This window comes from Paenibacillus plantarum, from assembly GCF_013141695.1.
Classification (GTDB): domain Bacteria; phylum Bacillota; class Bacilli; order Paenibacillales; family NBRC-103111; genus Paenibacillus_E; species Paenibacillus_E plantarum.
The window spans coordinates 131,499-153,832 of sequence record NZ_WHNY01000067.1; the positions used below are offsets into that span (position 1 = coordinate 131,499).

Consider the following 22,334-nt stretch of genomic DNA (forward strand, 5'->3'; position numbering starts at 1 on the left):
AGGGCTCCTTTTGATGTTATGACGATAAACTTCTTCTCACAACATTGAGAGTATTCCGCTAGAATAAGTGTTCTTACCAAACAAATGACTTATCATCAAAAAAAGCCCGTTTTCATTTGAAAACGGGTTTTTTACGTATATGTTTCATTCCGTACGGATTCTGGCTGTGGACATGCCTGAAGTTACATGAGCAGTTTTTTAGCATGTTGGTACTATTTTACGAAATCATAAAAGAACTAAATGTTCGTAGGTTTCTGATTATATACGCCTTTCGAAAAGGGCTCTAAACTTAAGTTCAGTAGAGAGTTGAAAACTAAAGATCATTTAGGTCAGTTCAACAACGGAGGTCATAGGAATGAAAATTTCAGGAGTGCAAAATAGCCAGTTAACAAGGGAAGAGCCAGCTAGTTACGACCTGCTAAGAGCAAAATTTAAGAATCCTCCAGTGGAACATCGCTCCGTGCCGTTCTGGTCGTGGAACGGAATGCTTGCGCAGGACGAATTGGACGCACAGATTGAAGGATTCAAGAAACAGGGAATGGGCGGCTTTATGATCCACGTACGGGAAGGGTTGGAAACGCCATACTTAGGTGATGAATTCATAGAACGGGTTAAAGAGACTGTTGCAAAAGCAAAGAAGGAAGGTGTTGCTGCGTGGTTGTATGATGAAGACCGCTATTCTTCAGGAATGGGCGGTGGCAGGGTGTCCCGATTAGGCGGCGATGCGGTGCGGGCTAAAGCTTTATCATTAACGATTTGCCGCAATTATGAACCCGACGATACCATTCAGGCCGTTTATCAAGCGAGTATTCTCGGTAACGAGTTGTTTAGTTGCAAAAGAATACGCAACTGGAAAAGTCCCTCTAGTTTGCTAGAGGGGGAGGAAGTATATTTGGTCATGCGTCGTCACATCGCTTCGCCAAATGAGTGGTGTCACGGTGATACCTATCCGGACAATATGAATCCCCTGTCGGCCAAATTATTTATCGAGACGACATATGATCGCTATAAGGAAGCCGTGGGAGAGGAGTTTGGGCGAACGGTTCCTGGGATTTTTACGGATGAACCAACCATTCGGGGGTTTCAGGAGCAGTTGAATGAACCAAGGCTGACTTGGATATCTTGGTCGGATCTCTTACCCCAAGCTTTTGCAGATAAGAATGGATATGAGATTTGGGATACACTCCCTTATTTCTTTTTCCATGGCCCCTTCTCCTCGAAGATCCGCCATGACTATTGGAAGACGGTCACCGAAATGTTCTGCGAAGCCTACACGAAGCAGATCGGCAACTGGTGTGGAATCAACGGTCTTTCCTTTGCTGGACATCTCTGTGAGGAAGGAGATATCGTTGACGCGGCTAGGCACTGCGGAGCCGTCATGCCTCATTACCGTTATATGGATGTCCCCGGGATCGATACATTATGTGAGAAAACGGATGAAAGTCTGACAATCAAGCAGGTATCCAGCGTCGCGAATCAATATGGAAAGAAAAAGGTCATTACGGAAACATATGGCGTCATTACAACCATTTTGCTTTTGACGGGAACGATTGGACTTCTTTACGGAAGCACCAATATGATTCTGTTGTGGATCATCATGCTCGGAATTGGTGGAGGCTTCGCCTTTAGTTTGTCCATGATGTTTTTCGGGTTACGTACTGAAAATGCGCATCAAGCAGCGAAACTGTCTGGCATGGCGCAATCGATCGGATATCTTTTTGCCGCAGTCGGTCCTGCTCTTATAGGATATCTGCATGATGCGACCAATAGTTGGAACCTGCCACTTTTCATTCTGCTTGGCGCTGCGATCTTGCTCTTTTTAGTCGGTATAGGAGCAGCAAGAGACCGTTTTGTAGGTAGCCGAAATAGTTACGAGCTGGCACGGAAAGGATGATAAATATGTTTGACGTAATTATGGTGACCATTGATAAAGCTGAAATAACGAACAAACTCCTCGATGCAACCATTGAAATAGCCCGAAACAAATAAACTCAAGTTATCTTGGTTAATATGTACATGAAAGCGATCCGAGATTCGAATCGCGGCAGGAAAGCATTCGCTGATCCAGGTATGATAAACCTGATCCAAGTCCATCACGACCGCCTTGGGGCACAAATGACGGAAGTCTGGGTGTGCGGCGGCGTAGGATCGCAAAGTCATCGACGCCGATTACCAATTCTGGCGTACGCGTAACTCTGGTATGTTGAGAAGTTCGTTGATATACTGGGTTTGCATCTGCTTATTCCTTTTGTTGTGGTTGGGGAATTACAACAATACAGGAGTGGCAGGAATTAAGTAGACCGATGAATTCCCGGATCGGCTTTCGTCTAAATAAACGAAGGCATCAATGACAACAAACCAATTTGACGATGAGGTGTTTAAAAATGGCATTAATGTCCACATTCACGAGCTTCAATCTGCCTGTAAACAACGTAGAACAATCGAAGGCGTTCTTCACCGGACTCGGATTCGAGCTCAACCCGCAATTCCCCGAGAATGAGAAGTCGGTAGCCATCATGCTCGGCGACAACCTGCAGGTCATGCTGCTCACCAAAGAACTTTTAAAGTCGCTCACGCAGAAGGAAACCGTTGATACGGAAAAGTATGCGCAAATGACGATCGCATTGGCCTTCGAGAGCCGAGAAAAGGTGGACGAAATCGTGAATACTGCGGTCTCCTTGGGCGGGAAATCGTACGAAGAACCTGAGGATTATGGATTCATGTATCATTGGGCCTTCGAGGACTTGGACGGCCATATGTGGGCAATCAACTACATGAACACGGATGCAGCTCAAGGTTAAGGATAACGGAGAGCGCACTCATACTTGGATTAACAAGGGAAGACGCCGGGCACTTTCCCGGCGTCTTCTTCGCGATGATTAGTTTTGTTCGGTATTAGACATATATTACTCATTTCCTGATGGTGAATCGGTTCCAAACGAGTGGAAAAGATTAAGGTACATGAAATAGCAGTATGGATTGGAGGTTCCGAATGAAAGACCGTGATTTTGTGGAAATTCAGACAGATAACATCAATCCTAATATTTCAGGGTTTCATTGGCGTAGTCATGGTCGAGGTGTAAACATTTACTTCGTGGAAATGTAAATCTATAGTAATAATATACGATGAGATTAGTCGACTGGTTAGAAATTAATATCGTTCCTCGCATACACTTCGGGATGGAGGAGTTACGACTTTCTGAATATCCGTTATCTGAAAGTAAGACCAAAAACATAAAGGAGCGATTAATATGGACCGCCTGGTAATTATGACGGTTGGAATAACGCATAGTGGAAAAACTACATTCGCTAAAGAATTAGAATCTGTCTTACAACAGGCTATAGTCATAGATCAGGATAATCATGCTGAATTTATTAATAGTCACTATAAGAAACTTCTCCCTATAGAAGGACCCAACACACTAAAATTCTCTATTACCAATGCGATTGTTGAATATGCAGCAGTGCAAAGTAATTTTCATATCATCTTAAGCAATTGTAATTTAAATAAATCAGGACGAACGAATGTACTTAGATATTTTCATGAAAAGGGATTTAAAAGTATTATTGTTTACTTTAATTTATCTATTGAAATACTGAGAGCACGAGTTGAACAAACACAAAGAAGTAAAGCTATTTTCAGAAGTGCATCGAGCTTTTTAGAAGTGTTGGAACGACAAGGAAATTCAGGAGTAATACCGCCTAGTAAAGACGAAGCTAATTATCTATTTGAAATAAAAGATCCCAATAATATCACAGAAATAATACAACAAATCAAGCAATCCTTGATCAACTGAAGCATTTAGCAACTCAGGATTAAACTAACACAGAACGTTTGTTGAATACTCATAGCGGCGCGAATCTAAGGCTAGGTCATGATGGCTGAAGCATGTTTGCGAAAAGAAGCCTAAAGCCTACTAGTCAAAGTGGGACATGAAGGCTTCTTTTCGTTTTGCTGGGGTCTGGCACGTTAGGCGCTGCCCGGTTGACGTGAAAGAGAAATGCTTATGAGTTGATCTTCCCTGCGCGAGCCTCTTTGTGTGCTGCCCGGGAAGCCGCGCCGATGCGGAAGTAACCGAAAGCTGCGGCCGACATGAGCGCGGCGACGGCGACGCCTGCGGCGCCGATCCAGGTGACGGCGGTCAGCGAAGATCCTTCCACGACGATGCCGCCGATGCCCGCACCGGCAGCCATAGCTAGCTGCACAACGGAGCTGTTCAGGCTAAGCATGATGCTTGTCGCTTCTGGTGCGAGCGAGATTAGATGGTACTGCTGCGTCGGACCGGACGACCAGGCGGAGAAGGACCAGAGCATGAGCAGAGGGAACATCAGCCCCGGCGAATGGGCGGCGAACGAAATCACGACCAGCCAGGTTGCGTGGAACAGCATGCCGGTCACCAGAGTGCGCTTGAATCCCCAACGGTCGGTGCTGAACCCGCCAAGCTTGGAGCCGATCAGACTGGCAATACCAAACGCGAGCAGGGCGATGCTGACGAATTTTTCGCTCATGCCCGTAATATCGAGCAGAAAGGGGGAAATATACGTGTAGGTGATGGAATAACCGCCTAGCCAGAAGAACGTAATGATGAGCGCGATGACAATTTTCGGATTCTTGAGTAGTTTCAGTTGGTCGCGCAGCGGTACAGGCTGCTCGCCGTCCGTCTTCGGAATCGTGGATGCGATGAGCAGCAACGCCAGTAGTCCGAGCACTCCGATGCCACCGAAAACCACCTTCCAGTCATAGGCGGAAGCGACTAGCCGGCCAAGCGGTACACCGACGATAAGTGACGTACTGAAGCCCATGACGAGCGTGGCAATGGCACTGCCCTGCTTCTCCACTGGTGCGAGTTTCGCAGCGACCGTGAGCGCCGTGACAACGAATACGCCGCTGCTGAGCGCTACGATAACGCGAGAAACGATGAGTGCTCCGAAGCCAGAGAACAAGTAGGCTGCGGCATTGCCGACGATGAATATCGAGAGCGCGTATAGCATCAGCTTTTTGCGGTCAACTTTGGCAGCGGCCGCCATCAGGAAAGGCGTCCCGAACCCGTATGCAAGTGAGAACACGGTGATCAGCTGGCCTGCTGCTGCGACCGAGACGCCGATATCGTCAGATACTTTATCCAGAATACCGGCAATGATGAATTCGGACGTACCGACGAGAAAGCTGACTAAAGCAAGCATATAAATTTTCAAATTGTAAGACAATCGTTCCAGCTCCTTATCCAATTCTCTCTATATAATATTTTTATATTTCTAAATATATCGAAATATAAGGCAAAAAAAATCGGCTACCCCAGTAGATATGGGGCGTACTTTCGGGCGACTTCTTTATTGACGCTGTAATAAATGTACGTTCCGTCTTTGCGCAGCGTGAGCAGACCGCATTCCGTAAGCTGTTTCAAGTGATGCGACAGTGTGGAACCGGCAACGGACTCGAGCTTGCTACTGATGTCGGAGCAGCAAAGATTCATCTCTTCCGTAAGAAGCATCGCTATTTTGATCCGGGTCGGCTCTCCGAGTGCTTTGTAGACTTTCACTGCCTGTTTGACTTCCTCGTTGTCCTCGACCATGGGTTCTCACCGCCTTTTCAAATGTATTTCGAAAACTATAGAAACAAGAGTAACACAACTAGGCAGCCGTTGTAAATGGGCGATTTGACGAATGGATGGGGTTAGACCCTGAAGTAGAGTTGATAGCTGGAAAGGTAATCGGTTGCCGCGGTTTGTTACGTTAACACAGAACTAAAGTTTAATCACGATATGACGGCAGCTGGCATACATTGGGCTGCCGTTGTTCGTTAATGTAACGGGCAGATTTACTCAAATAAAACTCATTTGAATAAAGGTGAAATATGTATATATGTGGAAGTGAAATTAAAATTAATCATGTCATGGAGGTCATAGGATGGCTATAAAAATCATTGAAAGAGAATAAACCCGTATCATAGGAATGAAACTGGAAACATTACTGCAAGATACTAGAGAGCAAATGATTATTCCAAAACTCCAACAATCTTTCAATGAAAGATTAGAAGAGGTAAGTGGTGCCGTACGATTTCCGATTACATATGGAGTTTTCATTGACCCGCCAAATTACAATCCTAATACTGATCTGTTTACATGGATAGCTGGCGTTGAAGTTAAACATGATGTAGAACCGCCAGTAGATATGATTTCATACGAACTACCTAAAGCGACCTATGCTGTTTTAGAATACCAAGGAGACATTGACAGAGCTGGTGATGCGTATGGGGAGTTGTATGAATGGATAAAGAATTCAGAGTATGAACAAGAAGGAGCTTATGGGTTCGAGATGTATTCGAAGGTACATTCACCATTAGAAAGAGGAAATGCGGATTTTTTGTTACATTTTCCAATAAAGAGGAAGTATTCGACTACTTCCAAGGTCAAATTCATTACGCTAACTTGGAACAATAGCTGAATAACGAGACGAAGGCAACTGGCGGTCAAATGAGAACAGATGTGAACTAGATGGAAAAAATGCGACTTCGTGCGTGTGCATTGATTATTAAGGATGGAGCCATCTTACTTATCGAATACGAAAATGATAATGATAATGGTGTCCATAACAATCTTCCCGCAGGTGGTGTAGAGTCAGGGGCAACCTTTGTTGAAGCTGTGGTAAGGGAAGCAAAAGAAGAAGCGTGTGTCGACGTGGAAGTTTACTCTTCACCCACAGCTCGTAGCTGTGGGTCTCCTTTTGTAATCAAAGGACTGTTTAATTGAATTCTGTGGTATAAAAGTTTTGTAATAGAATTGGAATGATAAGAGCAACTTTTACTTCATCGTACCGTCTAAAATTTATATTGGTAAATAAAGGGTGAGTTTGAATTTTGAAAACGGGGAGTTGAGATTTTTGAGGAAATTTATTCTTGGAATAGTTGTAGGAATGTTTTTATCCATCTCTACTGCGGTGTTTGCTTCAGAATCAGTTCAAACATATTTGTTTCCAGCATTTTTCAAAATCAATGGTCAAAATGTCCCTTTAGATGACAAAGAGTATGCGGTACTTAATTATCAAGGGCACGCTTACGTTCCTGTCCGATTTATAGCTGAACAGTTAGGGGCTTTTGTAGATTACACAGACGAAGGTACATACAAGGACATTACAATTAATCATTTCCCTTCAAATGTCCCCATACTTGAAGATGATAAATATGCCAATATTCACTTTGGTTTGCTCGATTTATACTTAGATGGCGGATATACGGGTATTCGAGGGTTATTAGCTCTAGATCATGACAAGGATTCGATTACCGAACATGACAAGGATTCGATTACCGAACATGACATTGAGTTTAAATTGCATTTTTATGATGCGAACGATAAGCTGATTGGGACGGCATCAGGCACGTCCAAACCTAGTAGCTCTGTCCAAAAGCAGACCATAAGCACGGGGGAAATTAAGTATGTTTCGGCTGGCGAAGTCGGGGATTTCTCTAAATATGCAAAAGTGGATTTTGAAGTCACAGCCTATAAATAATCCTCGTAGGAGGCAACGGCTTTAAGTTCTGTTAATAGAAAAAGTCGTAATATGTGATTTGAAAGGATAGTAAAAATGACAACTATAACCGAAGAAACTTTACATACTGCTTGTTACAATCAGAATATGGTTTTGGTTGAAAAGATATTAATTAATGTTAAGCCTAAAATACTTAATAAAAAACTGACGGATTACTCAAACCCAAAACGGATCTTGATGGAGGAAATTTAGACGCAGCCTGTTGGACTAACACGAAACTTGAATACAGGATGAACAACATTTACAATTGAATTATCTTCCAAATGAGGTGAAATGGATGTCATTCCGTATCGTTCGAAGTAATTAGTTTGCGGGCTGGGTAAAACGCGTACCAGCTACCAAAGGGGATTTTCTGTCCTTTTGGTCTCATGAAACTAATGCTTGAACGGTGTCGGGCTGATATCCAACATATTTATGCCAAGGGCACTTGAAATGATTGAATGACGGAACAAATGAATTTTCGTTTGCTCCTATTCAATCACAACCAGCTCTTGGCTTTTTATTATCTCATTTTAAGATGGAGGACATAGTATGAACAGGTCTGAGTATAAGGATTTTTATGACAAGGTTGGAAAAATAAACGGTTGGGACTTTAGTAAATTAAGAACTACTTCTGAAGGAGAGCAGTGGGATTTTCTTTATGAAGTTACTCAGAGGTGCCAAAAGTCCGATGTATTACTTGATATTGGTACAGGTGGTGGAGAAGCTTTACTATCTATTGCCGATGCTGCATTACTTCTTGTTGGCATTGATCATTCAGAAGGGATGATACAGTCAGCTACTAAAAACTTAAAAAAATCAAATAAAAGTAATATTCGTTTCTTACAAATGGAAGCTGAAGTTATTACTTTTCCTATGTCCTTTTTTAATGTGGTTTCCTGTCGGCACAGTGAGTTTTATGTAAATGAAATTTCAAAAGTGTTAGCGAATGATGGTATATTCTTAACGCAGCAGGTAAGCGAAAGAGATAAATTAAACATTAAAGAAGCTTTTGGCAGAGGACAGGGTTTTGGAACTGATGAAGGGTTCTTAAAAAATAAATATCTTACTGAGTTAGCTGAAGCTGGTTTTTCCGATATTCAGTCGTTTGAATATGATGCAACGCAGTATTTCCAAACTTATGAGGATTTGGTCTTCTTTTTAAAATATACTCCTGTTATTCCTACCTTTGGGCAAACTGATTATGATTTCGAAATACTTCAAAAGTTTATTGAAGCAAATCAAACGGAGAAGGGAATCAAAACCAATACCAAACGCTTCATGATAATGGCAAGGAAATAAATGGGTTGTTAGGCTAGCGGAAATTATAGTTCAATCAGACACGAAGGCAATTTGCAAGTAGAAGATTGATAAATAATATGGTAGAGAAAAAGAATATTTTTTAGAGATTCTAGACACTTTTGAGTTAATACACGAGTGAAATTATGACCCGACAAAATAAAATATCCATTGTGTTAATGGAACAGCAATAGAATCCCACCTATGGGGTTCTATTTTTTTCCTTAATGGTGCCTCTTGATGGAACAAAATGTAAGTTTGACTCGTCAAACATGTATATGTGTAAGGGAGGTTTTAAAATTGCTCAAAAAGTTAATGATCTTTGCCTTTGCTATGAGCATATTGTCAGGTTGTTCACATATAAAAGCCATCGACCAACCCCAAGGAACATTAAAAAATAATGCTGATGTGGTGGATATCCACGGAAGTGTTTCTAACCTCTTCAAAATGGACGACTTTGTGAAAAAAGTTAACGAAAAAGAAAACGTCTCTATTAGCATTTCTCATTATACGATTGAAGGCGACCCTATTTATCACAACATCAAGTACCGCGATGGTAAATTCGAGCTTCAATATGATACTACGCAAGATAAATTCGGAGCAGGCAAAGTAACAACATACTCCTGTGAAAACTTTGAAAAAACTGAAACGAATACAGAAATGAAATATACCTTAAAGGGTTGTTCTGGTGAAGTGAAAAGCATTGATGTGATATACCTTTCATATGACGTATCGAGACAAGACCTGTTCCAATTCCAGCTTAAATATGGTGATAATCAAGCAAATGAGATTAATACGATAGATATGAAATTGGTGAAAGACCTAAAAAATGGTCAAATGCTAGGTGTGAGTGATTTTCAGCTGATGAATGAAGAACGGCAAAAAATATATAAAAAAATGGTGTTATCCAATTATTTAAGTGAAAAGAAATTTGCAACATGCACTGAGAAGCCAGATTTCTATTTAAAAGTTAAAATCAATGGTGCGGTTCGTGAATATAACTGGTCAGATTGCACAAATAATGAGGACAATAAAATAATGACTGATTTGGCTAATACTATTATTGAGATTGTTAATACGAGGTTGGTTGAAAATAAAGACTTATGAAATAAATAACCAAAATTACCCATAATATGGTATGATAATCCAAAATAAATATGCGGAACTAATTCATGTTAGGAGTGAAGAAATGAATTTCAATAAAAAGCTAATGATTTTAGTGAAGTTTTGTTTATTCATGTTCACTTTTCTGCTTGTAAGTGCATGTAGTCATACAGAGAAATATGAAACCATTGAGGTTTTTACAATAGAAACACTTGATGATATTCAAAATGATCAAGGAATCTTTGAACGAACGGGTTACAAAATAGTGAATGCAATAACCACTATTGAGGAAGGGAAAACCCATATGAAATCGGATATTAAATCTATTGAGGACTTTTATGATATGGAAGGTGATTATTTACAAACAGAAATAATCCATTCCTATTCAAACAAATCTAAGCTGTTGCTCACTGAAGAAGGAAATACCCTTAAAGAAACAATTAAAGTACCCTCCACAATCCTAATAACCCCTGATAATGCAAATCATTTAAAGGTTAACAATATGACCCAAGAAGAAAAAGTACAGGTGAAAGAACATTTGTTAGCTTTCATGGTTGGGGGATAGCAATATTTTTCATTATTTTGGCTACTGTGATATTTGGATTAGCTAGAAGAAAAAATTAACATAGCCTTAATAGTAGGATTTTTTGAACAATTGTGTTTCTAGCATTGAGCTGACGAGTAACTATAGAGCTTCACCATGACAAGTTTAAAAGGAGTAAACCAGTGATCTTTCCTGGGGTTATGCAATTGCAGGCTTAGTCGCTGAACGAAGAGGAATAAAGAGGTTTTCATACGGGGATCTAACGAGTAACGTTTGTTCAATAAGAAATCAGAACGAGGCTGCCGGCATGAATCGGCAGCCTCGTTCATGTAAACAATCCTGTTAAGGTTAAGAAATAGCTTTCTCAAAAAATGAGGACCCATTAGTCATCGCATTCATCATGTCTCGACTGGAAAGACCCATGCTGTCAGTGGCGACAGAGGCGAGATTACATCGCTCTAAAAGTGTCTTTCATAAGGAATCCGATTCCACAATTAACGGTATATGCACTTCAACGATCATACCATCTCCGAGTGAACTGAAAAATTGTAATCCGAATGTTTCGCCATAGTATAATTTAATTCGTTCCTGAACATTCCGTATGCCGTAGCCGTTTCCGGAGGGACTCATGATCTTGTTGCCAGATCGAAGTGTTTCCAGATGCTGTTCCTCCATGCCAACCCCATCGTCAATGACAGACAGGACGATCCGATCTGCTTGGCGTTCACAGGTTACTGTAATACATCCCTCACGGTTTTCGCTCTTTAAGATTCCATGAAGAATGGCGTTCTCGATGATGGGTTGAAGAGTTAATTTAGGAATGAGTCCCGGTTGAAATTCCTCACCGACCTGCAAGTTAAGCTCGATGCTTTGTTCGAAGCGAATATTCTGGATTTCAACATAATAGGCAACCAGCTTTAGCTCGTGTCCAATTGCGATGATGTCCTGTCCATCGCTCAGCGTGAGTTTATAGTATCCAGCTAACGAGTGTACAAGGTCGGCGATCTGGTTGTTCATCCCGAATTGAGCCATCCAATTGATTTGATCCAGTATATTGTATAAGAAATGAGGATTGATCTGAGATTGAAGAGCCTTTAATTCCGACTTGATGGCCTGCACTTCTACATCTTTTAATAAAGCCAGCCGGTGCGACATATAATTGTAGCTTTGGATGAGCTCTCCGAGCTCGTCATCCCCTGACGGCTTTAAGATAGGCTCAAGGATTCCTGCCTCCATGGCCTTCATCTTCTGACTCAAGTGAGTAATCCGCCTTGTCATATGTAGGGAAATGAAATGGGCAAGTCCGATGGCCAGCAGTCCAACGGCAAGCAAACTAACCAGGAGCTCGCGTTGGAGGCGTGAGCTTTTGGACACAATCTCCTGATGTGGAATAACCGTAACCATGGTTAGGTCAGTTTCCGGAATTTTCAGTTGGAGGAATTCTAATCTTCTGCCGTTAATAGACTGCGAATTACTGCTGTTGGCCGACAAGAACAATGGAGCTGTTGCGTCTTCAGCTGGAAGATATTGCTTCAGGAGCGCATCGTCCGAGGCGATCAGAACCAGACCATCACTGCTCTGCAAATAAGTTAGACTATTCTTAACCGTGTTAGCACGGGAAACGATTTCTTTTAGCATGGGTTCATCCATATCCAATCGCAGAATGCCGATCATATCGTTATAATGGTCGGGATGGCGGATGAGACGGGCCAGGGATATGACTTGCGTAGAATCAGTGGCTTGGGTCGGATAATCATGTGAGGAGAACCACATGAGCTTAGTCTTCGAAGTGAGCAATTTCGCATACCATGTCGTGTTTAAAGCATCTTTTAAACCGAACATGCTGCTGCCTTCATTCGCAAACAGGAAGCCGTCCGGCAGATAGAGTCGAATTGAACTTACATCCGTGCCGTCGCGGAAAGAAGAAAGTAACTGACTTAGCTTATTTCCGTCCTGCAGCTGGTCGTGAAGGCCGTAATCGGCCACGTTTCGTGTCAGTACACGGGTCATCTGATTCTCGTCTAAGGCGATGAGATCCGAAACATCCGTAATGCGCTTCAACTTATAGGAAAGAAATGAATGCGTCTGTCTAAAACTTTGATTGAGCGAAAAGCTCACCATTTCCTGTATAATGCCCGCCACCTTGCCGGATGCGTAGAACTGGAGATAGAGAATAGGGAGCAGGATGAGCAGCAGATAAGACAGCAGCAGTTTCTGCTTCAATCTCAGTTTAAGAAGAACACGATTGATCACATTAAACATCGGCGATCCTCTTCCTGTATTCCGATGGCTGCAAGTTCGTTATTTTTTTAAATATTTTGCTAAAATATTCGCCATCCCCGTAGCCCACCTGCAAGGCAATATCAAACAGCTTGAGCTCCTTGTTAGCCAACAGCTCTTTAGCCCGATCAATCCGATATTCCGAAAGGAAATGTTTGATCGTCATGCCAGTACCTTCCTTAAAAACGGAACACAAATGGGGGACTGTCACACCCACATAATCACTGATTTCAGTCAAGGACAGCTGGCGATTCCTGTAATTTCGCTCGATATAAGTCGTTACTAGACGGATTATGGAGTTTCCTTTGCGGGATTCCAGATAATCAAAAAGAACATCGAGCTCACCACTTAGCAGCAGTTGTAACTCCTCCAGTGTCTGACTAGCATATAAGCGCTCTACATAAGTCCCCAATGCCATTTCCTGCTTGAATGCGGGAATACCGTTTTCTTTACCGATTTGTTGAACCGTTTGGTAGAGTTGCAAATAGATTCCTTTCGTATAACTAACAAGTGTATCCGGGCGCTTTTGGATGTCAGACATCAACTTGGACAACCAAGCTTGTGCCTGATGGGACCCATCTTGTTGAAGGGTAAGGGCGAAGGCCCCCGAACGGTCATCGTCCAAGAAGAAGCCATCCTTGCGGGAATGGGAAGTCTCCCGTATAACGGAATTCGGCGGCTGGTAGAAGCCTCGTTGAAGATAGACAACAGAGGATAGATAGGAAGCATATAGCTGATCCATACGATTGACTTTTGAGCCAACGGCTAGGTGATAGCCAGGCGATTTAGGTAAACGAGATAATACATCATCGATCCATCGTTGGAGCTTATCGTTGAAGGGGAAACCTTGTTCCGAATGGATCAACAGATGGATAACGAGATGATGGTCGTCCTTCAGTATGCTAAAGCAATCCATGTCGATCTGGTGCGCGGCATCTTCAAGCTCCCCTAGAAGGTGATCAGGCTGGTCAATAGGTTGATGCCATTTGAGAACGGAGCAAACGCAGGAAATCGCGTCTGGCACCTGAAACCCAAGTAAAGGAAGCAACCGTGCAAGCTTTTCAGATGGATATTCGGGGGAAAAGAGCAGAGCGGCAATTTCTCGTTTGATGAGTGGAATGCTCTCTTCCTCTCCCATATCGGCTCGCTGATCGTTCATGACCATAATTGAAGCGTTACGGACTGCCTCGTTCAGCTCATCGGGATGGATAGGCTTTTCTACATAATGGACGGCCTGCAAGGAAATAGCGGCTTTCAAATATTCTTTGTCCGAGAAACCGCTCATGAAGATGATGCGCATCTTCGGACAAAATTTCCGAATGCAACGAGCTGCTTCAATACCGTCCATCCAGGGCATGCGGATATCGGTAAGCAGGATATCGGGTCGGAACTGCTCAGCGATATGAACAGCATCCCGACCATTGTCCGCATGCTTAACTTCATTAATACCGTACTGCTGCCAGTCGGTCTTCATTAGAATCCCTTTGCGAATCAACTGTTCGTCCTCCACTAGCAAAAGTTTCACGATAATCCCCCCGATACACTTTCGTTGATAGATTCATTATAGTATGTTTCAAGCGGATTCCAAATGGAATCTTAATTCTCGACATAAAGTCGAAAGATTGACGGGGACCCGAATGACAGCGGTTCCATTATAATAACGAATATAGAGCGGTGATCAAAGAGAAGGAGGAGAGAAATAATGAAAACACCGTTCATTCGCGATTTGATCAGTTACAGAACCATGCTGCTTATGCTTGTCCCTTCCGTTCTGTTTGTGGCGTTATTCCAATATGTTCCGATGCTCGGTTTGGTAATGGCATTCAAACATTATACGTACAGTAAAGGGATTCTAGGCAGCGACTGGAGCGGTATCGAAAACTTCCGGTTCTTCTTTATCTCAGGAGATGCCTGGAGGGTGACTCGCAATACTGTGCTTTATAATGCGGTCTTCATCGTCAGTAATCTGGTTCTGCAGGTAGGAATCGCTATCCTGATTTCGGAAATTAAAGGCAGATGGTTTAAGAAGATCAGCCAATCCGTCATGTTCTTACCTTACTTCTTTTCTTGGGTTGTGGTAGGCTCAATCGCATACAACTTATTGAATTATGAGCATGGCACGGTCAATACCTTATTGCGTGCATTCGGTATGGAATCCGTCAATTTCTACAGTACAACCGGTGTTTGGCCTTACTTGCTCGTGTTCTTCTCAGCTTGGAAAGCTGTCGGTTATGGCGTTGTTTTCTATCTGGCAGCCATCATGAGCATCGATCAGGAAATGTATGAAGCAGCTGAGACCGATGGAGCTAACGTTTTCCAGAAAGTTTGGCATATTACCGTGCCATGTTTGAAACCAACGATGATCATCCTGACACTGTTGTCTGTCGGTCATATTTTCCGAGGCGATTTCGGACTCTTCTATAATGTGATCGGAAACAACGGCTTATTATTCGCCAACACGGACGTCATTGATACCTACGTTTACCGCTCCTTAGTACAAAGCAATGAAATTGGTATGTCGGCGGCCATCGGCTTCTTTCAATCCATCCTATGCTTTGTCACTATCCTGTTGGTTAACGGAATCGTACGTAAAGCGGATAAAGATTCGGCTTTGTTTTAAACGGAAAGGAGGTTACACTTCGATGAAATCGACATTCAGACACCAAACGGAAGTCGCGGGCTTAAGAAAGATGCACACTCCAAAGATCCAGACAGACCAGTTAATCATGAACGTATTAGCTTATAGTTGTATAACATTTGTAGCTCTGATTTGTATCCTACCTTTTCTACTTATTCTCAGCGGCTCCATAACGGACGAGAAAGTAATCATCTTAGAGGGCTATAAACTATTTCCTTCAAGCTTTTCCTTCGAGGCATACCAGCTTATCTTTAAGATTCCTGAAGAGATTCTCCGCGCTTATGGAGTGACCGTTTCATTGACTCTTATAGGTACAAGTCTTTCGCTTTTTCTGATCTCCATGAGCAGTTATGTGCTTCAACGATCGGATTTCAAGTGGAGAAATGCTTTCTCGTTCTACTACTATTTCACGACCTTGTTTAGCGGAGGATTGGTTCCACTCTATATCCTGGTTGTCAACTATTTGAAACTAAACGATACGTACCTCGTATTGTTGTTGCTCCCTCTTATTAACGTGTTCTATATTTTGGTCATGAAAAGTTTTATGAGGAGCATTCCAGCGGCTATTACAGAATCAGCTAAGATTGATGGTGCAGGGGACTTTACGATTTTCATCAGACTTATTCTACCTTTATGCAAGCCTGCACTTGCTACGATTGGACTGTTTGTAGCTCTCGGATATTGGAATGATTGGTTTAACTCGTTGCTTTTCATTAATAATCAGAAGCTGTATCCCCTGCAATATTACTTATATAAGGTTATTGGCAGTGTGGATGCTCTTAAAAGCGTTGCTGAGAAAAGCGGAATAAGCGTACGGGATTTACCAGGTGAAGGTCTCAAAATGGCTCTGACTATCGTAGTAACTGGGCCGATCGTGCTTCTATATCCATTTATTCAACGCTATTTTGTCAAAGGACTTACGATTGGTGCAGTTAAAGGATAATCCCGGTAAATCCGGTTTATCATAGCATGGCATTTAATAGGGGGGAAGAGCATGAAAGGAATGAAAGCGATGAAGAGTATTCCAAAAAAAGCTTGGATGGGCACAGTGCCGGTCCTCATGCTAAGTATGCTGGTAAGTGCATGCAGCGGAGATGCGGGGGGCAAGTCAACATCATCACCGAGCGCGTCAATGTCAGCGAAGCCGTCCGAAAGCGCAAAAATCACGAAAATAGACACCTCGACACCGGTTAAATTGAAATTGGTTTTGGTTGGTACGAAACAGCCAGATACGGATGAAGTCTATGCGGAAGTCAATAAAATCCTTAAGCAAAAAATCAATACCGAAATAGAGGTCAGGTTCTTGGACTGGAATGAATACAATCAGAAATACCCTCTATTGTTTGCCGCTAATGAGGACTTTGACATGATCTTTACCGGCGACTGGGCGTTTTACAATCAAACGGCCCGTAAAGACGGTTTCCTAGAATTAACTGAAGATATGCTCAAAAAATACGCGCCAAACACGTGGGAAAAACAGGATAAGATCGGCTGGGATCAAGCCAAAATCAACAAAAAGATCTATATGGTGCCGCAAGATACCTTCGAAAGTGGTTTTCAAGTAGGATTGATCCGAGGTGACTTGAGAGAAAAATATAAGCTTCCGGAAGTGAAAACGCAAACCGATTTGGTCAACTATTTGACTACAATTGCCAAAAACGAGAAGAACATGATTGCTTTCAGTGGTCCTCCTGCCAAATTAAGCGCTGTCGGGGTTCCTGTATTCTTCCTCGATATGGAAATGCGCTTCGTCCATGGAGGCGTTCCACTGGTCTATGACTTGAAAAGCAAGAATCCGAAGCTCACGAATTATCTGGAAAACCCGAAAACGCTGGAAAAATTGAACATGTTCTATGACATGGCTCAGCAAGGCGTTTGGACGAAGGATTCGATTGTGTCCAAGACGGATTGGAGAGCGGCATTTAAAGAAGGCAAGACGGCAGCTGACTTTAGTAATGTATCGACATTGGCTGGCTCGATGGACACTGTTCTGAGAACTCATCCGGAGTGGAAGCCCGAGTTAATTGATGTAAATCCGACAGCGAAACAGTTCCAATCCCCACTGATCGGCAATGGAATCGGAATTCACGCAACCTCCAAAAATGCTGAGCGGGCGTTGATGGCGCTAGATCTTCTCCGGTACGACAAAGATTTGTACGACTTAACCTTCTATGGGATCAAAGGGAAGCACTGGGAACCTGTCGGAGATAAAAAGTTCAAAAGTCTAGCCGCATCTACCGGTTATCCGCCTGAAGGTGCTAGTCCTTGGGGCTGGAGAACCCCGAATTCCTTGCAATTGGAAGGGGTGACCGGCGATTTGGTTCAGTCTGTATACAGCAGATGGAAAGCGGGAAATATTATCCACAGCCCGCTTGAAACCTTTGCATTGGATGATTCCAAGATCAAAAACGAGTTGGCGGCACTTGATAATGTCCAACAAACCTATTTGCTGCCGATATACCACGGCTTGATCAAACCAGAAGTAGGTATTCCTCAGGTGCTCGAAAAGCTGAAGCAAGCAGGACTTGAGAAGGTTCAGGCAGAGTTCCAAGCACAATTGGATGCATATATCGAAAGCAAGAAATAAGACTTTGGCGGGCGGGGCTACTCATGTTTCTTTTCTATGAAACGGCAGCCCCGCTTTTTTTGGAAAATAGGTAAAGCGCTTACAAGTGTGTGTGTAAGGAGCTCCGGATGAAGAGATAGTCCTGGCTCATAAAGAAAGGGTGAAGAAAATGACCAGTTTGTTGACTGGGATGATCAGAAAATGGATTGCAATGGTGTTATGTTTGGTCATGGTAGGAGGGGGATTATTCGGATTAGCTCCACAGAAAGTGCAAGCGGCAGTATCGAACGTTAAAGTTCAATTAAAAGATAGCAACGGAAATCCGCTCGAAGGCGCAACCGTTGATTATTACGATGCGGGATGGAAAACATTCGGAACGACCGATGCAGCGGGGATGGCAAGTAAGCCTTTACCCGATCAATCGTATACATTTAATGTCACCTATGAAGGAACTAGAATGGATAAGGTGCAGCATACCGGAACCGATCCGGTGGTTGTATTTCAAACGGTGAATGTGAAGGTGGAGCTGAAGGATAGTCAGGGGAACCCGCTGAGCGGGGGCACAGCCTCCTATTATGCGGATGGATGGAAAAACTTCGGGAATGTAACCGGCGGTCAAGTCAGCAAAGAGCTTCTTCCAGGCTCATATACCTTCAACGTGACATATGAAGGGACTAGAATGGATAAGGTGCAGCATACCGGTACCGATCCAGTGGTTGTATTTCAAACTGCGAATGTGAAGGTGCAGCTGAAGGATAGTCAGGGGAATCCGCTGAACGGGGGGATAGCCTCCTACTATGCGGATGGTTGGAAAACCTTTGGACATGTAACCGACGGCCAAGTCAGCAAAGAGCTTCTTCCAGGTTCTTATACCTTCAACGTGACTTATGAAGGAACTAGAATGGATAAGGTGCAGCATACCGGTACCGATCCCGTGGTTGTTTTTCAGACTGTAAACGCCAGCGTACTGTTGAAGAACAGTCAGAATAATCCGCTGAACGGAGGCATTGTGTCCTATTATGCGGATGGCTGGAGGGCACTCGGCACCACCGCCAATGGCGAAGCGAGCAAGCAATTGCTGCCCGGCTCTTATACCTTCGCGATGAATTATGGAGGAACGACAGCCCAGAAGATAGGCGATCTTGCGGCAAATCCAATCGTATTGTTTCAGGTGCAAACGCCAGGCATCGTAGCTCCCAAACAATCGAATCAGTACGGTCCGTTACCACAACCGCCGATGGATCGACCGCGTGTTTTGGTCAACAAGGAAACGCTTCCGGCACTGAAAGAGAGAATGAAGCTTGCGGCTTTTGACGATGTATGGGCGAGCATCAACACGAAAGCGCAAAGACAGGTGGACGGCAACTTCCCCCCTAGAACAGGAACCGCATACACTAATATTGATGTAAGAACGGTAGAGGTAATGAAAGCCAATGCTGTTCGATATCTAATTCATGGAGATATGGCAGCGGGTCAAAAAGCGGTCCAGATTGCTGTGAATATGGCTAATTCGGCACAATGGAACCCGAATCCGGATTCGACCATCGTATTTAATGTAGGCAGAGAAGTAGGAAGCCTGATCTTTCTTGAATCTGTTGTCTATGATTGGTGCTATGCGCTCATGAATGACGGACAGAAATCAGCAATCCGCCAAGCGCTTGGCACTTGGGTGAGGAATGGTCTTGAGTACCCGTATCCGATGAAAGAGAATGACAAGGTTATTATTGCCGGGCACGCCAACGGTGATGTGCATCATCAGTTTAAGCTTGCCATGGGAATTGCGCTTTATGATACCAATCCTGAGTATTACAATGACATCGCAGACTATCTCTTAAATGTTACCATGCCTGGATTCAATGTACTACTCGATGCGGAGATGAGCTTTGAAGGCCCCGCCTACGGAGACAACAGGCTGAAGTATATCATGATGGGGAATCAGCTTTGGAAGGCCATTGGTGTTGAGCCGCTAACGGAGAAAGTTGGTTTGGCGCTCGACAGACAGGTTTATACCCGAAGATCGGACGGTTTTATCATGACGGAGGGCGATGACTTTAATACGGATTATCAATCGCCATGGGTAAGGTTCATTCAAGGTAACATCACTAACATGATAGCAGGCAGCATTTACAACAATCCGAGAGCGCAGAACGAGTTTTTAAAGCAGAACACCTATCAGGATGAGTTGTATTACCTACTTTTCTTTGACCCGAACGCGCCGTCGCAGTCCGTATATGATACGCCGCTATCCAGATACTTCCCCGCGCCGTATGGCTCCATGGTGGCAAGAACAGGCTGGGATGAAGGACAGGATTCCAAAGCGGTAGTTGCAGTTATGAATATTGGAGAAAGAAACCAAACCAACCACCAGCATTTCGACGCAGGTGCATTCTCCCTGTATTATAAAGGCAATCTGGCGATTGACTCAGGTATCTATTCGGGAAAAAATCCGGTAACGGGAATAGGTATGGAATACGGATCCGAACATGACCTGCAATATCATAAGCAGTCAATCGCGCATAATGTTGTGCAAATCAACGATCCGAATGCTCTTGAGAAGGGAACCTTCTCCCCATCAAATCAGCTCTATAATACTCAAATTCCAAGAACGATCGAGCAGTGGAATACCGACCGCAACTACCAAAGAGGAAAGATGATTTCACACTCCATCGGAGATGATGAGATGTATCCCGATTACTCTTACATTAAGGGTGAGTTGAGTTTGGCCTACGGAGAAACTAGAACTGAGAATTATACGAGAAGTATGGCATTTTTGAATTTCAAGAATGATGAGCATCCGGCTGCGATGATCGTATATGACAATATCAACACGCCGAATGCAAGCGCTGAGAAAAGATGGCTGCTCCATACCGCTTTTGAACCTCTGGTTGAAGGCAACAGATACACGAATGAAGTGACGGGGCGGGGCTACAACGGTAAGCTTGTCACCAACACGCTTCTGCCGAAGAGCAGTGATCTGAAAGTAGAAAAAATTGGCGGCCCTGGACGTGAATTCGAAGTAGATGGCGTGAATAAGCCGATTAAGTCCAACAATGAAACCAACATTGCCAGCATAGATGCGGGTAAATGGAGAATTGAGCTTTCCAATAAAGCTCCTGCTAACCAAACGCAATTCTTAAATGTGATGCAGGTGATGGATGCTGTGTATGGTCCTGCACCGCAAGATGTTTCTTATTCGGAGACGGATGATTATGCAGGGGCCAGAATTCAGGACCGCGTTGTGTTTTTTGCAAAAGGCTTTGATCTGATCGATCAAGAAGCTACGATTACTTTCGATGGCGTGGCGAATCAGACCTATAAGATTTTGGTTACCGACCTGGAAGACGGATACTGGACAGCCGTGCCGGAAGGCGGGACGGCAGTGGTGAAGTATAAAGCGGTCAAAGAAGGAAATTCGATCTATTTTGAGGGTAAACCAGGCACTTATACCTTACGGAAAGCAGATGCAAGTATGCTTCCACTCGCCGGCAAGGTTACGTCAGAACCGGTGGAAAGAAAGATCCGTGTCAGGATCGACTCACAGGGGCAGAAATTGGAGGTTCAACCTACGCTGAACAATAATCTCGTGTTGGTTCCGATGAAAGGTGTCTTTGAAGCGCTGGGCATGGCGGTGGATTGGAATGCTACCACCCAAACGGCAACGGCAACCAAAGGAAGCTTGACGATTGAGCTTGTAACGGGCAGCAATATGGCCAAGGTCAACGGTCAGAGTATGACCATGGACGCACTGGCAACCGGTGTTAATAACCAAATGCTTATTCCACATACATTTTTTTCGAAAAGCATGAATTATAAAGTTACCTGGGATAGTGAAAATCAAGTCGTTGAGATTTTCACCCTACCGCCGGTAGAGATGCTCCAATGGGAGAGGAAAGCGCTTGCACCAGTTACACCGATTCCGATAACAGACCTAAAAGAAATTAAGCATAGGAGCTTCACGGCAACTGTTAGTCCGGAAAATGTTCCGAAATTGTTTGACAATATCCAGTCCAATGCATCACGCTGGGCAGGTAATATTGGATCTCATATTATATTTGATTTCGGAGAAACCATTATACTTGAGAGATTTGACGCAGCGATATATAACGGTCATACGAGATCAAGCAGGATCATGCTCTCTGTTTCGGAAGACGGTGAAAATTGGACACATGTGTACGGAGGAGATACCGTGGGAGACACCAGTGATTTTATTCCTTTCAACTTCCCGTCACCGAAATTCAGATACTTTAGAGTGGCAGTTTTCGGTTCAACAGACGCTCTATCGAATCCGGAATGGATATCATTCTCTGAGATGAAATTCTTTGTGAAGAAGTAGAAAAGGATCTAACTGAATCTATAAAGACTATGACGGGGCTGCTAAT

Annotated in this window: 17 protein-coding genes and 1 pseudogene; 13 read left to right on the forward strand and 5 right to left on the reverse strand. The window is 43.5% G+C overall.

Going from position 1 to position 22,334, the window contains the following annotated elements; genetic code table 11:
• Nucleotides 1-355 precede the first annotated feature (355 nt).
• On the forward strand, nucleotides 356-1,894 hold the full coding sequence (locus GC096_RS38845) for an MFS transporter (RefSeq protein WP_246302921.1): 1,539 nt from the start codon (nucleotides 356-358) through the stop codon (nucleotides 1,892-1,894).
• Nucleotides 1,895-2,010: 116 nt separating this feature from the next.
• Here the strand turns inward: GC096_RS38845 and GC096_RS39670 are convergent.
• Nucleotides 2,011-2,154 (reverse strand): annotated as a pseudogene (locus GC096_RS39670) (transposase); the annotation flags it as partial.
• Between the two features lie 230 nt (nucleotides 2,155-2,384).
• On the opposite strand from GC096_RS39670, the gene GC096_RS23795 reads away from it, so the two are divergent.
• Nucleotides 2,385-2,801 (forward strand): VOC family protein, encoded by a 417-nt coding sequence (locus tag GC096_RS23795; RefSeq protein ID WP_171633742.1) that lies wholly within the window; start codon nucleotides 2,385-2,387, stop codon nucleotides 2,799-2,801.
• A gap of 450 nt (nucleotides 2,802-3,251) precedes the next feature.
• Nucleotides 3,252-3,797 carry an ATP-binding protein gene (locus tag GC096_RS23800; RefSeq protein ID WP_171633743.1) on the forward strand — a complete coding sequence of 182 codons (546 nt, stop codon included), beginning with the start codon at nucleotides 3,252-3,254 and terminating at the stop codon, nucleotides 3,795-3,797.
• A gap of 208 nt (nucleotides 3,798-4,005) precedes the next feature.
• Here the strand turns inward: GC096_RS23800 and GC096_RS23805 are convergent, their stop codons facing one another.
• Complete coding sequence (locus GC096_RS23805; protein WP_171633745.1) at nucleotides 4,006-5,208, reverse strand: MFS transporter; 1,203 nt, start codon at nucleotides 5,206-5,208, stop codon at nucleotides 4,006-4,008.
• Between the two features lie 83 nt (nucleotides 5,209-5,291).
• A complete protein-coding gene (locus tag GC096_RS23810; protein ID WP_028554769.1) occupies nucleotides 5,292-5,573 on the reverse strand; it encodes an ArsR/SmtB family transcription factor in 282 nt (93 codons plus the stop codon).
• A gap of 379 nt (nucleotides 5,574-5,952) precedes the next feature.
• On the opposite strand from GC096_RS23810, the gene GC096_RS23815 reads away from it, so the two are divergent.
• The 6 genes from GC096_RS23815 to GC096_RS23840 all read left to right on the forward strand — a co-directional run bounded on the left by GC096_RS23815 (nucleotide 5,953) and on the right by GC096_RS23840 (nucleotide 10,492).
• Nucleotides 5,953-6,444: a GyrI-like domain-containing protein gene (locus GC096_RS23815; protein WP_171633746.1), complete on the forward strand. Its 492-nt coding sequence runs from the start codon at nucleotides 5,953-5,955 to the stop codon at nucleotides 6,442-6,444.
• 50 nt (nucleotides 6,445-6,494) lie between these two features.
• The gene (locus GC096_RS23820) at nucleotides 6,495-6,749 is read left to right on the forward strand and encodes an NUDIX domain-containing protein (protein WP_171633748.1); all 255 of its coding nucleotides are present in this window, start codon (nucleotides 6,495-6,497) and stop codon (nucleotides 6,747-6,749) included.
• Nucleotides 6,750-6,879: 130 nt separating this feature from the next.
• Nucleotides 6,880-7,506, forward strand: a complete 627-nt coding sequence (locus GC096_RS23825; protein ID WP_171633750.1) for a stalk domain-containing protein — start codon at nucleotides 6,880-6,882, stop codon at nucleotides 7,504-7,506.
• Nucleotides 7,507-8,076: 570 nt separating this feature from the next.
• Nucleotides 8,077-8,826 carry a class I SAM-dependent methyltransferase gene (locus GC096_RS23830; protein ID WP_171633751.1) on the forward strand — a complete coding sequence of 250 codons (750 nt, stop codon included), beginning with the start codon at nucleotides 8,077-8,079 and terminating at the stop codon, nucleotides 8,824-8,826.
• Between the two features lie 297 nt (nucleotides 8,827-9,123).
• Nucleotides 9,124-9,930: a DUF4362 domain-containing protein gene (locus GC096_RS23835; protein ID WP_171633753.1), complete on the forward strand. Its 807-nt coding sequence runs from the start codon at nucleotides 9,124-9,126 to the stop codon at nucleotides 9,928-9,930.
• Nucleotides 9,931-10,012: 82 nt separating this feature from the next.
• Nucleotides 10,013-10,492 carry a hypothetical protein gene (locus GC096_RS23840; protein ID WP_246302924.1) on the forward strand — a complete coding sequence of 160 codons (480 nt, stop codon included), beginning with the start codon at nucleotides 10,013-10,015 and terminating at the stop codon, nucleotides 10,490-10,492.
• 450 nt (nucleotides 10,493-10,942) lie between these two features.
• Here GC096_RS23840 and GC096_RS23845 read toward each other — a convergent pair whose 3' ends face one another.
• Together GC096_RS23845 and GC096_RS23850 are read right to left on the reverse strand one after the other, a co-directional pair.
• A complete protein-coding gene (locus GC096_RS23845; protein WP_171633755.1) occupies nucleotides 10,943-12,733 on the reverse strand; it encodes a cache domain-containing sensor histidine kinase in 1,791 nt (596 codons plus the stop codon).
• Nucleotides 12,726-14,276, reverse strand: coding sequence for a response regulator (locus GC096_RS23850; protein WP_171633756.1), 1,551 nt, complete (start codon nucleotides 14,274-14,276; stop codon nucleotides 12,726-12,728). Before GC096_RS23850 ends, GC096_RS23845 begins: the two co-directional genes overlap by 8 nt.
• A gap of 177 nt (nucleotides 14,277-14,453) precedes the next feature.
• On the opposite strand from GC096_RS23850, the gene GC096_RS23855 reads away from it, so the two are divergent.
• The 4 genes from GC096_RS23855 (at nucleotide 14,454) to GC096_RS23870 (ending at nucleotide 22,288) form a co-directional block, all read left to right on the forward strand.
• Nucleotides 14,454-15,371, forward strand: coding sequence for an ABC transporter permease (locus GC096_RS23855; RefSeq protein ID WP_171633758.1), 918 nt, complete (start codon nucleotides 14,454-14,456; stop codon nucleotides 15,369-15,371).
• A gap of 70 nt (nucleotides 15,372-15,441) precedes the next feature.
• Nucleotides 15,442-16,332: a carbohydrate ABC transporter permease gene (locus GC096_RS23860; RefSeq protein WP_171634296.1), complete on the forward strand. Its 891-nt coding sequence runs from the start codon at nucleotides 15,442-15,444 to the stop codon at nucleotides 16,330-16,332.
• Nucleotides 16,333-16,383: 51 nt separating this feature from the next.
• Nucleotides 16,384-17,976, forward strand: a complete 1,593-nt coding sequence (locus tag GC096_RS23865) for an ABC transporter substrate-binding protein (RefSeq protein ID WP_171633759.1) — start codon at nucleotides 16,384-16,386, stop codon at nucleotides 17,974-17,976.
• Nucleotides 17,977-18,124: 148 nt separating this feature from the next.
• Nucleotides 18,125-22,288, forward strand: coding sequence for a stalk domain-containing protein (locus tag GC096_RS23870; RefSeq protein ID WP_171633761.1), 4,164 nt, complete (start codon nucleotides 18,125-18,127; stop codon nucleotides 22,286-22,288).
• Nucleotides 22,289-22,334: the final 46 nt, after the last annotated feature.

What these genes read in the sequence shown, in the direction of transcription:
- GC096_RS38845 (WP_246302921.1), top strand. Translation starts at nt 356, where the DNA reads ATGAAAATTTCAGGAGTGCAAAATAGCCAGTTAACAAGGGAAGAGCCA.
- GC096_RS23795 (WP_171633742.1), top strand. Translation starts at nt 2,385, where the DNA reads ATGGCATTAATGTCCACATTCACGAGCTTCAATCTGCCTGTAAACAAC.
- GC096_RS23800 (WP_171633743.1), top strand. Translation starts at nt 3,252, where the DNA reads ATGGACCGCCTGGTAATTATGACGGTTGGAATAACGCATAGTGGAAAA.
- GC096_RS23810 (WP_028554769.1), bottom strand. Translation starts at nt 5,573, where the DNA reads ATGGTCGAGGACAACGAGGAAGTCAAACAGGCAGTGAAAGTCTACAAA.
- GC096_RS23815 (WP_171633746.1), top strand. Translation starts at nt 5,953, where the DNA reads ATGAAACTGGAAACATTACTGCAAGATACTAGAGAGCAAATGATTATT.
- GC096_RS23820 (WP_171633748.1), top strand. Translation starts at nt 6,495, where the DNA reads ATGGAAAAAATGCGACTTCGTGCGTGTGCATTGATTATTAAGGATGGA.
- GC096_RS23830 (WP_171633751.1), top strand. Translation starts at nt 8,077, where the DNA reads ATGAACAGGTCTGAGTATAAGGATTTTTATGACAAGGTTGGAAAAATA.
- GC096_RS23840 (WP_246302924.1), top strand. Translation starts at nt 10,013, where the DNA reads ATGAATTTCAATAAAAAGCTAATGATTTTAGTGAAGTTTTGTTTATTC.
- GC096_RS23845 (WP_171633755.1), bottom strand. Translation starts at nt 12,733, where the DNA reads ATGTTTAATGTGATCAATCGTGTTCTTCTTAAACTGAGATTGAAGCAG.
- GC096_RS23855 (WP_171633758.1), top strand. Translation starts at nt 14,454, where the DNA reads ATGAAAACACCGTTCATTCGCGATTTGATCAGTTACAGAACCATGCTG.
- GC096_RS23860 (WP_171634296.1), top strand. Translation starts at nt 15,442, where the DNA reads ATGCACACTCCAAAGATCCAGACAGACCAGTTAATCATGAACGTATTA.
- GC096_RS23865 (WP_171633759.1), top strand. Translation starts at nt 16,384, where the DNA reads ATGAAAGGAATGAAAGCGATGAAGAGTATTCCAAAAAAAGCTTGGATG.
- GC096_RS23870 (WP_171633761.1), top strand. Translation starts at nt 18,125, where the DNA reads ATGACCAGTTTGTTGACTGGGATGATCAGAAAATGGATTGCAATGGTG.